The organism is Massilia horti (genome assembly GCF_004614195.1).
Classification (GTDB): Bacteria; Pseudomonadota; Gammaproteobacteria; order Burkholderiales; family Burkholderiaceae_D; genus Telluria; species Telluria horti.
On sequence record NZ_SPUM01000127.1, the window covers coordinates 1 to 8,768 of the forward strand.

9 protein-coding genes and 1 pseudogene are annotated in these 8,768 nt (G+C 66.7%); 3 read left to right on the forward strand and 7 right to left on the reverse strand.

Features of this window, described 5'->3' with window-relative positions:
* Positions 1–521 (forward strand): annotated as a pseudogene (locus tag E4O92_RS24925) (hypothetical protein); the annotation flags it as partial.
* Positions 522–531: 10 nt separating this feature from the next.
* On the opposite strand, the gene E4O92_RS19230 reads toward E4O92_RS24925, so the two are convergent.
* Genes E4O92_RS19230 through E4O92_RS19260 form a run of 7 tightly spaced genes read right to left on the reverse strand, consistent with a single transcriptional unit; the run spans position 532 to position 6,733 of the window.
* Positions 532–2,625 carry a flagellar biosynthesis protein FlhA gene (locus E4O92_RS19230; protein ID WP_135191273.1) on the reverse strand — a complete coding sequence of 698 codons (2,094 nt, stop codon included), beginning with the start codon at positions 2,623–2,625 and terminating at the stop codon, positions 532–534.
* Positions 2,622–3,758 carry a flagellar type III secretion system protein FlhB gene (gene flhB / locus E4O92_RS19235; protein WP_135191274.1) on the reverse strand — a complete coding sequence of 379 codons (1,137 nt, stop codon included), beginning with the start codon at positions 3,756–3,758 and terminating at the stop codon, positions 2,622–2,624. Before flhB ends, E4O92_RS19230 begins: the two co-directional genes overlap by 4 nt.
* Complete coding sequence (gene fliR / locus E4O92_RS19240; RefSeq protein ID WP_135191275.1) at positions 3,751–4,530, reverse strand: flagellar biosynthetic protein FliR; 780 nt, start codon at positions 4,528–4,530, stop codon at positions 3,751–3,753. Before fliR ends, flhB begins: the two co-directional genes overlap by 8 nt.
* A gap of 3 nt (positions 4,531–4,533) precedes the next feature.
* Entirely contained in the window at positions 4,534–4,803 is a 270-nt protein-coding gene (gene fliQ / locus E4O92_RS19245) for a flagellar biosynthesis protein FliQ (RefSeq protein ID WP_135191276.1), read from the reverse strand.
* A gap of 12 nt (positions 4,804–4,815) precedes the next feature.
* On the reverse strand, positions 4,816–5,583 hold the full coding sequence (gene fliP, locus E4O92_RS19250; protein ID WP_135191277.1) for a flagellar type III secretion system pore protein FliP: 768 nt from the start codon (positions 5,581–5,583) through the stop codon (positions 4,816–4,818).
* The gene (locus E4O92_RS19255; protein ID WP_206076907.1) at positions 5,580–5,927 is read right to left on the reverse strand and encodes a FliM/FliN family flagellar motor switch protein; all 348 of its coding nucleotides are present in this window, start codon (positions 5,925–5,927) and stop codon (positions 5,580–5,582) included. The genes fliP and E4O92_RS19255 overlap by 4 nt, the downstream gene beginning before the upstream one ends.
* Complete coding sequence (locus tag E4O92_RS19260) at positions 5,927–6,733, reverse strand: hypothetical protein (RefSeq protein WP_135191279.1); 807 nt, start codon at positions 6,731–6,733, stop codon at positions 5,927–5,929. Before E4O92_RS19260 ends, E4O92_RS19255 begins: the two co-directional genes overlap by 1 nt.
* Positions 6,734–7,103: 370 nt before the next feature.
* Between E4O92_RS19260 and fliE the strand changes: the two genes are divergently transcribed.
* Together fliE and fliF are read left to right on the forward strand one after the other, a co-directional pair.
* Positions 7,104–7,442 carry a flagellar hook-basal body complex protein FliE gene (fliE, locus tag E4O92_RS19265; RefSeq protein ID WP_135191280.1) on the forward strand — a complete coding sequence of 113 codons (339 nt, stop codon included), beginning with the start codon at positions 7,104–7,106 and terminating at the stop codon, positions 7,440–7,442.
* 21 nt (positions 7,443–7,463) lie between these two features.
* Positions 7,464–8,762: a flagellar basal-body MS-ring/collar protein FliF gene (gene fliF / locus E4O92_RS19270; RefSeq protein WP_307721756.1), complete on the forward strand. Its 1,299-nt coding sequence runs from the start codon at positions 7,464–7,466 to the stop codon at positions 8,760–8,762.
* Positions 8,763–8,768: the final 6 nt, after the last annotated feature.

Genomic DNA, 8,768 nt, shown 5'->3' on the forward strand with positions numbered 1-8,768 from the left:
ACCAGCAGGCGCGCGCCGGCCAGCTGCCGGCGGCGGTACTGGCGGCGGCTCAGGACGGCCGGGCGCTGCGCCAGCAGGAACTGGCGGGGACGGCGGACGCATGGCGTTTCACGATTCACCCCGGCGGCGCCCAGGCCCAGCATTTGCGGGTGATCGGCGACGAGGAAGACCGGCCACCGGGCCGGCGCCGGCGCCAACGGGTCGGCCTGCGTCTTGAACTGGAACTGGCCGACGGCACGCTGGTGAGCGTGCAGATCGAACCGCTGCCCGGCGGCGTGGCGTTGCAATTGTCCGCCGCCGACGCCTTTCAGCTACAGCGGCTGCGCGCGCTGGCGCCCGAGCTCGAAGCGGCGGTCACGCGCGCCGGCCTGCGCGTACTAAAGTGGCGCTGGAACGAGAGCCTGCCGGCCGGCCCGATCCACGTGAGCCTGCCCGCCGGCGAGGTCGCCGGCACGCTGAACATCCCGGTGTTTCACGCGCTGGCCGAGCTGGCGCTGGCGCTGCCGCTGGCCCGGGCGTGAAAAGCGGCGCTTAGCCGACCGTTCCGACGATCGACACTTCCCGGGTTTCCGGGATCTCGTTATATGACAGCACGTGCAGCCCCGGCGCGAACAGGCGCGCGTAGCGGGCCAAGAGCGGGCGGATCTGCGGCAGCACCAGCAAGAGCGGCGGGGTATGCTGCTGCTTCATCTGCTCGCGCGCGACCGGCATGTTCACCTGCAGTTGCGCCAGCAGTTGCGGATCGATCGGGTAGTTGTCCAGCGCGACCTTGCCGTTGTTGGCCTGGCGCGCCTGGTTCAGGGAACCGAGCAGCATGTTCTCCAGCTCGGCCGACAGGTTAAAGGCCGGCATGTCCTTCTTCTTGCCCCACACCGCCGACACGATCTGGCGCCGCAGCGCGCAGCGCACCTCGGCCGCCAGCAGGATCGGGTCCTTGGTGGTTTCCGAAGCGTCCACCAGCGTGGTCGCGATCACCACGATGTCCTTGAGCGACACGCCCTCCGCCAGCAGCACCCGGAACACGCGCAGCAGCTGGGTATGGGTCAGCGCCTTGTCCAGCGCGCCGGCCAGCTTGGGCGAAAGCGCGGTGAGGCGCTCCATCAGCGCCGGCACGTCCTCGTGCCGGAACAGCTCGTGCAGGTACTCGCGCATCACCTTGGAACAGTGGGTCGCGATCGTGCCCGCCACCTCGACCACCTGGTAGCCCAGGCCCAGCGCGTGCGCCTTCTGCGACGGCTCGATCCAGGTCACCGCCATGCCATAGGCCGGCTCGATGCCGGGAATGCCGTCGAGCTGGCCGTACACCGACGGCGACGGGATCGCCATCAGGTGGTCGGGCATCACCTCGCCCTCGGCCACCACGGTGCCCGACAGGCTGATCGAATACTGGGCCGGGCGCAGCGCCAGGTCGTCGCGCACGCCGATGGCGGGCATCAGCATGCCCATCTGCTCCGACAGGCTCTGGCGCAGGCCCTTGACGCGCTTGGAGAGCGGCTCGCCCTGGGCCTTGTCGACCAGGTGCACCAGCTTGTAGCCCACCGCCAGCGCGACCGGCTGCACCACCGGCAGCTGCTGCCAGTCCAGCTCCGGCACCCGCTCGTCGCGCAGTGCCGCCTCGATCGCCGCCACGCCGGCGTCGTCCGGCGCCTTGACCCGGCTTGCTAAGCGCCAGCCGACATAGGCCACCGCTGCCGCGAACACCAGGAAGTAAAACGACGGCATACCCGGCACCAGCGCCAGGATCACCATCACCCCGGCGGCCGAGAACAGCACCGGCGGCTGGGCCAGCAACTGACCGCTGACCTGCTGCTCGAAGTCGCCCGATTCGCCGATGCGGGTGACCAGGATCGCGGCCGCGGCCGACAGCAGCAGCGCCGGAATCTGCGCCACCAGGCCGTCGCCGATGGTGAGCAGCGCGTACTGGCGGAACGCGTCGCCGAGCGACAGGTCGTGCATCAGCGCGCCGATCGCGACGCCGCCGATCATGTTAATCAGGAGGATCAGGATGCTGGCGATCGCGTCGCCGCGCACGAACTTGGAGGCGCCGTCCATGGCGCCGTAGAAGTCGGCTTCGGCCGCCACTTCGCGCCGCCGCAGCTGCGCCTTTTCCTGGTTGATCAGGCCCGCGTTCAGGTCGGCGTCGATCGCCATCTGCTTGCCCGGCAGCGCGTCCAGCGTGAAGCGCGCGGACACTTCCGAAATGCGCTCGGCGCCCTTGGTCACGACCACGAAGTTGATGATCATGAGGATCACGAACACCACCAGGCCGACCACGAAGTTACCGCCGATGACGACGTTGCCGAAGGCCTCGATCACGTGGCCGGCGGCGCTGGTGCCCTCGTGCCCGTGCAGCAGCACCACCCGGGTGGAGGCCACGTTCAGCGTCAGGCGCAGCAGCGTGGTGCCCAGGATCACGGTCGGGAACACCGAGAAGTCGAGCGGCCGTTTGGCGGACACCGAGACCAGGATCACGATCAACGCCAGCACGATATTGAAGGTGAACAGGACGTCCAGCAGCACCGGCGGCAGCGGCAGCATGATCATCGCCAGGATCATCAGCAGGAATGCCGGGGTGGCGTATTTTTGGCGGCGCAGTTCGGCCACCAGGCTATTGAACAGGTTCATGACAGCTCGCTAAGGTGTGGTGGAACGACCACCTCGTTGGGAAACCGTGGGGGCGCTTGGCGCTGCCCGGCACGGAAAGCATTCAGTTGCAGCACGTAGTTCAGCACTTGCGACACCGCCTGGTACAGCTGCGCCGGAATCTGCTGCTGCACCTGGCTGGTGTTGTAGATCGCGCGCGCCAGCGGCGGCAGCGACAACGTCTCGATCTTGTGTTCCCTGGCCACGCTGCGGATATACAGCGCCATCTCGTCCACGCCCTTGGCCACCACGAACGGCGCCTCGGCGCGCTTGGTGTCGTACTTGAGCGCGACCGCATAGTGCTCCGGGTTGACGATCACCACATCGGCGGTCGGCACGGTCTTTCGCACGCTGCGCCGGGCCAGTTGCTGCTGCAGCTGGCGAATCCGCTGGCGCACCTCGGGCCGGCCCTCGCTGCTCTTGTGTTCTTCCTTGACTTCCTGCTTGCTCATGCGCTGGCCCTTGGCGAACAGGAAGGCCTGCACCGGCACGTCAATCAGCGCAAATACCACGAACACGGCGATCATCGCCATCAGGCCGTCGAGCAGCATGCCGGCGCCGCGCGCCAGCGCGTCCGGCAGCGGCAGGCGCTGCAGGTCGACCCAGGCCGACACGCCGGAGCGCGAAACGTGCCACAGCACCAGCGCCAGCACCAGCGCCTTGCCGATCGACGTGCCCACGCCGATCGCGTGCTTTTGCGTGAACAGCTTGCCCAGGTTGTTGACCGGGTTCAGGCGGTCCAGGCGCGGCATCATGTTTTTGGACGAGACCATCCAGCCGCCGGGCACCAGGCTGGCGGCGATGATCGCCAGCGGCACCGCCAAGAGCGGCAGCACCATCTTCACCAGCAGCACCAGGCCGCTCTGGAACACGACCGACATGGCGTTCTCGATCGCGCCAAGCTCGCCCAGCGGCACGAACACCATCGCGAACAGTGCGCGGAACGATTCGAGATAGCCGGGCAGCAGCAGCACGAACACCTTCAGGCCGACCAGGATGCCGACGGCGGTCGCCAAATCGCGCGAACGTACGACCTGGCCTTCCTCGCGCGCCTTCTTGAGCTTCTGCTGCGAGGCCTTTTCTGTTTTATCGCCGCCGGTGCCGTTCTCAGCCATGGGCCGCCCTCATCTGCAGCTGCAGCATTTCCAGGATCTGGTTGGTCATCGCCAGGTAGTGCTCGGGGATGAAGCGCACGACCTGCGCGAGCATCGTCAGGCCAAACAGCGTCACCAGCGAAAAGCCGAGCGCGAACAGGTTCAGGCTCGGCGCCACCCGGCTGAGTAGTCCAAAGCCGATCTGCACCACCAGCGTCGAGAACACGACCGGCACCGCCAGCAGCATCGCCGCCGAGAACACCCAGCCCAGGTTCAGCGCCACGGTATGCAGCAGCAGCGGCCCGTAGCCGGAACCAACCGGCCAGGCGCGAAAGCTCTGGCCCAGCACGGCGGCCAGCACCAGGTGCCCGTCGATCGCGAAGAACACCAGGATCGCCGCCAGCTGCAGCAGGGTCGACATCACGTCCGAAGGCTGGCCGTTCATCGGGTCGTTCATCTGCGCCATCGCGAAGCCGACCTGGCTCGACACCAAAAAGCCCAGCATCGACATCACCGTCATCGCGAATTGCAGCGCCAGGCCGATCACGCCGCCGATCACGGCCTGCTCGATCATCACCACCACGCCGTGCAGCGAGAACGGCTCGGGCATGACCGCGCCCTGGGTCAACGGCAGCATCAGGAATGACAGTACCAGCGACAGCAGCGCGCGCACCGCGAGCGGCACCGGGCCGTCGCCGATCGCCGGCGCCGTGGACAGCAGCGCCATGATCCGGCAGAACGGCCACCACAGGGCGCCGATCAGGGGCAGCAGGTAGCTGACCAGCTGTTCCATCGTTTATCCAACCAGTTGGGCGGCGCGCTGGAACACCGACACGCAGTAGTCCATCAGGGTGGTGGTCATCCAGCGTCCGGCCAGGATCAGCACCAGCAGCGTCACCAGGAGGCGCGGCAAAAAGCTCATGGTCTGCTCGTTGATCTGGGTCGCGGCCTGGAACAGCGCCACCAGCACGCCGATCAACAGGCCCGGTATGATCACCACGGCCACCAGCAGCATCACGATGCGCAGCGCCTCCACCACCAGGTCGACGGCGATATCGGGAGTCATGCTCGGCCTCCTTCAGTAACCGTGGATGCTGCCCACCAGCGTGCTGACGGTCAGGGTCCAGCCGTCGACCAGCACGAACAGGAGCAGTTTGAACGGCAGCGAAATGACCAGCGGCGAGAGCATCATCATGCCCATCGCCATCAGCACCGAGGCCACCACCAGGTCGATGATCAGGAACGGAATGAACAGCATGCAGCCGATCTGGAACGCGTTTTTCAGCTCGGAGAGCACGAACGCGGCCAGCTTGACGGTGAACCCGCGCGCCATCGGCTCCATGGCTTCAGGCTCGCCGGCCAGGCGCGCCACCTGGGCCAGCGCCGCCTTGTTGGTCTGGGCCAGCATGAACTTCGACAGCGGCACTTCGGCGATCTTCAGGGCCTGCTCCAGGCCGATCTTGTCCTTGTCGTACGGGACGAAGGCATCGCGCCAGACCTCTTCGCCCACCGGGCGCATCACCAGCAGCGTGAGGATCAGCGCGACGCCGGTGATGATCCGGTTCGGCAGGCCCTGCTGCAGGCCAAGCGCCTGGCGCAGCAGCGACAGCACGATCACGAAACGGGTAAAGCTGGTCGTCATCATGATCATCGCCGGGAGCAGCCCGAGGATGGTCATCAGGACCAGGATTTGCGACTTGACGGTCAGCCCGCTGTCGGCGCCGGGGATCACCCCGGCCAGCACGTCGGCGGCCGACGCCGGAGCGGCTGCGAGCAGCAGCAGCGCGGCGCCGGCGGCGGCCGGCCACAGGACGCGGCGCGTCGCCGCGCCTTTGAACCAGGTCATGATGCGAGCAGGTCCAGGTTCAGGCCGTCGAGGTCGATCACTTTCAGGCCGTACTGCTCGCCCGCCACCACCACCTCGGCGCGGCCGATCGGCGCGCCATTGACCTTGATGACCAGCGGCTCGCCGGCCAGCGAATCGAGCGGCAGCACCGAGGCCGGCCCGATCGACATCAGTTCCTGCAGCGAGATGCGGGCCGACCCCACTTCCAGCGTCAGCGTCACCGGGATGCGGCGCATCATTTGCGGCAGCGAACGCGCCGTGAGCGTGGCCGGAGCCGCCTCGGCGGGCGCGTCTTCGATGATCAGGTCGCCGTCAAGCGCTTGGTCGTTCAGGTTCATGTCCATTATTCGGCATCTTCAAAAGAGGTTAAACACAGCTTGCCCTTGTGCTCGGCCACCGCGGCGGTAAACAGGCGCGATTCCTCGAGCAGGACGTCGGCGCGGCCCACCGCGACCGGGATCACATCGCCCACCTTCAGGTCGAACAGGGCGGCGAGCATGATCTCCTTGGTGACCAGCCGGCCCTGGAGCCTGACCTGCAGGGTCCCTGCCAGCGGCTCGGCCGCTTGCGTGGGGCGCACGCGCCCTGCGTCCGGCGCCAGCCCCTGCAGGATCGCGGCCATCAGCGACTGGTCGGGCGCGATCCAGAACTGCGCCGTGTCGCCCGATTGCGCCGCGCGCAGGCCGACCCGGATCGCCCACGCAGCCTTGCCCGGCGCGCCCATCGGCGTGACCAGGCCCTGCGCGACCGGCGCCGCGCGGGTGCCACTGATGCGGGCATACAGGGCCTCGGCCAGCTGCCGGGTCAACTGCCCGGCCAGCCGTTCCTCGGTCGCGGTCACGCGCTCGCCTTCCAGGTCGTGCGCCGGCAGCACAGGCGCACCCAGGCGGCCGTAGCGGCTGCCCAACAGGCCGAGCAGCAGGCGGCGCTCAAAGGCGACCGCGGCCACGCCCTGCGGGGTGGCGGCGCCGAGCCAGCGCATGCCGGGATCAATCGGCGCCTTGCCGAACTCGACGCTTTCCAGACGGAACGCGCCCCAGCTGCGGCGCCAGCCCGGCGTCTGCATGGCGACGGCCAGGTCGTCGCGCAGGCGCGCGGCAAATTGCGGCAGCAAGTGGACCGGCCGCCCTAACAGGCGGGGGTCGAGCACTTGGTGACCGCTTGGGTTTTGATTAACTGTCGGCATGAAAACGGTAGCAAAAAAGTAAGCAGGGGCGCTTTTTTCTCATTCCACAAGGCAACTATTATACTAGGGAAATTGTTCCTCAAACTTTGATATTCCTCTTTGAGAAGATCATTTCCATACGGTAATATCATGTTTACCGTCGGCAATACTGTGGGCCGTTCATGAAAAAAAGGCCAAAAATATTTCCTTACAGTCAAGAATACTAAGTATCCGTGTGGCAATTTATGTAATTAAGTTGTCATAAATGACTTGACTGATGCCATGTTGATCATGAACCGCAGACGCAGATTGTCGACAAAAAACAACACTTCATTCGATGTAATTGGGAAAAACGATGGCAACTGAACTTGCTGGCCTGATCCAGGCCGACCTGGCTGCGCTGACCAACGATGCCGCCCGGCTGGCAATCACCCCGGCCTTTAACGCCCCCGCCCACGGCGCCGCGTCCGGCGGTTTTTCGTTTGCCCAGAGCATGAAAGACGCGCTGGCGAGCGTCGACAACGACCAGCGCATCGCCACCGACAAGATGAGCGCGGTCGACAGCGGCAAGAGCGACGACCTGGTCGGCGCGATGCTGTCGTCGCAGCAGGCCAACCTGTCGTTCTCGATGTTGCTGCAGGTGCGCAACAAGGTGATGGGCGCGGTCGACGAACTGCTCAAGCTGCCAGTCTGATTTTCCAGCGAAAGAACCAAAGTGATTGCCAACCTGAAGTCTCTTGCCGGCAAGGCTAGCCTGCCCGCCCTGCCCCCGGCGCTGCGCAACAACCTGACCCCGATGCTGGTGCTGGCGATCGGCATCACGGCCGCCGTCATGCTGTACCAATGGCGCGACCAGTCGCGCTACAAGCCGGTGTTCGGCGCCCAGGAAAAGATCGTCGCCAGCGACATGATGAACGTGCTCGAAGCCGAGCGCATCCCTTACCGCGTGCACCCGGACAGCGGCCAGGTGCTGGTCCCGGCCGGCGATCTGGGCAAGGCGCGCATGCTGTTGGCCGCCAAGGGCGTGACCGCGCAGCTGCCGGCCGGCCTTGAACTGATGGACAAGAACGACCCGCTGGGCGTGTCGCAATTCGTGCAGGACGTGCGCTTCCGCCGTGGCCTGGAAGGCGAGCTGGCACAGTCGATCCTGACCATGGACGCCATCGCGTCCGCGCGCGTGCACCTGGCGATCGCCAGGTCGACCTCGTTCATCGCCAGCGACGGCGAAAAGTCCTCGGCGTCGGTGGTGGTCGCGGTCAAGCCCGGCCGCACGCTCTCCAACGAGCAGATCGCCGCGATCGTCAACCTGGTGGCCGGCAGCGTGCCGAACCTGGCGCCCAAGCGCGTGTCGCTGGTCGACCAGGCCGGCAACTTCCTGTCCTCGCGGGTCGATCTGGAAGGCGGCTTCGAGGGCGCGGCGCAGCCGGACGGCGCCGCCAAGCGCGTCCAGGACGAGGTGCGCGCCAACGTGGGCGAGCTGCTCGGCCCGGTGCTGGGCGCGAACAACTACAAGGTCAGCGTCACCGCCGACATCGACAACGACAAGATCGAGGAAACCCAGGAAAAGTACGGCACCGATCCCAAGATCACCAGCGAGGCGATGCGCGAAGAGCTGGAAAAGAACCGCATCGCGATGGGGGTGCCGGGCACGCTGTCGAACCGTCCGCCGGTGCCAGCCGACCCGGCCCAGGCCGCCGATCCGGCCGCCAAGCCGGCCGACGACGGCACCGCCAAGAAGAACGCCACCAGCCGCCAGTACGCGTATGACCGCGCGATCACCCAGATCAAGCGCGCCCGCGGCCGCCTGCGCAAGCTGTCGGTGGCGGTGGTGCTCAACAACGCCAGCGCCGCCTCGGCCAAGACCGGCTGGACCGCGGCCGAGCTGGCCAACATCGACAAGCTGCTGCGCGGCGGCCTGGGCATCGACGAGGCCCGTGGCGACGTGCTGACTGTCTCCAGCCTGAACTTCCCGGCCGGCGGCGGCAGCGGGGGCGCCGGCGCGCGACAGCTGTGACAGCGG

Coding starts and splice junctions, on each gene's coding strand:
- E4O92_RS19230 (WP_135191273.1), bottom strand. CDS start 2,625: ATGAACCTGTTCAATAGCCTGGTGGCCGAACTGCGCCGCCAAAAATAC.
- flhB (WP_135191274.1), bottom strand. CDS start 3,758: ATGGCTGAGAACGGCACCGGCGGCGATAAAACAGAAAAGGCCTCGCAG.
- fliR (WP_135191275.1), bottom strand. CDS start 4,530: ATGGAACAGCTGGTCAGCTACCTGCTGCCCCTGATCGGCGCCCTGTGG.
- fliQ (WP_135191276.1), bottom strand. CDS start 4,803: ATGACTCCCGATATCGCCGTCGACCTGGTGGTGGAGGCGCTGCGCATC.
- fliP (WP_135191277.1), bottom strand. CDS start 5,583: ATGACCTGGTTCAAAGGCGCGGCGACGCGCCGCGTCCTGTGGCCGGCC.
- E4O92_RS19255 (WP_206076907.1), bottom strand. CDS start 5,927: ATGGACATGAACCTGAACGACCAAGCGCTTGACGGCGACCTGATCATC.
- fliE (WP_135191280.1), top strand. CDS start 7,104: ATGGCAACTGAACTTGCTGGCCTGATCCAGGCCGACCTGGCTGCGCTG.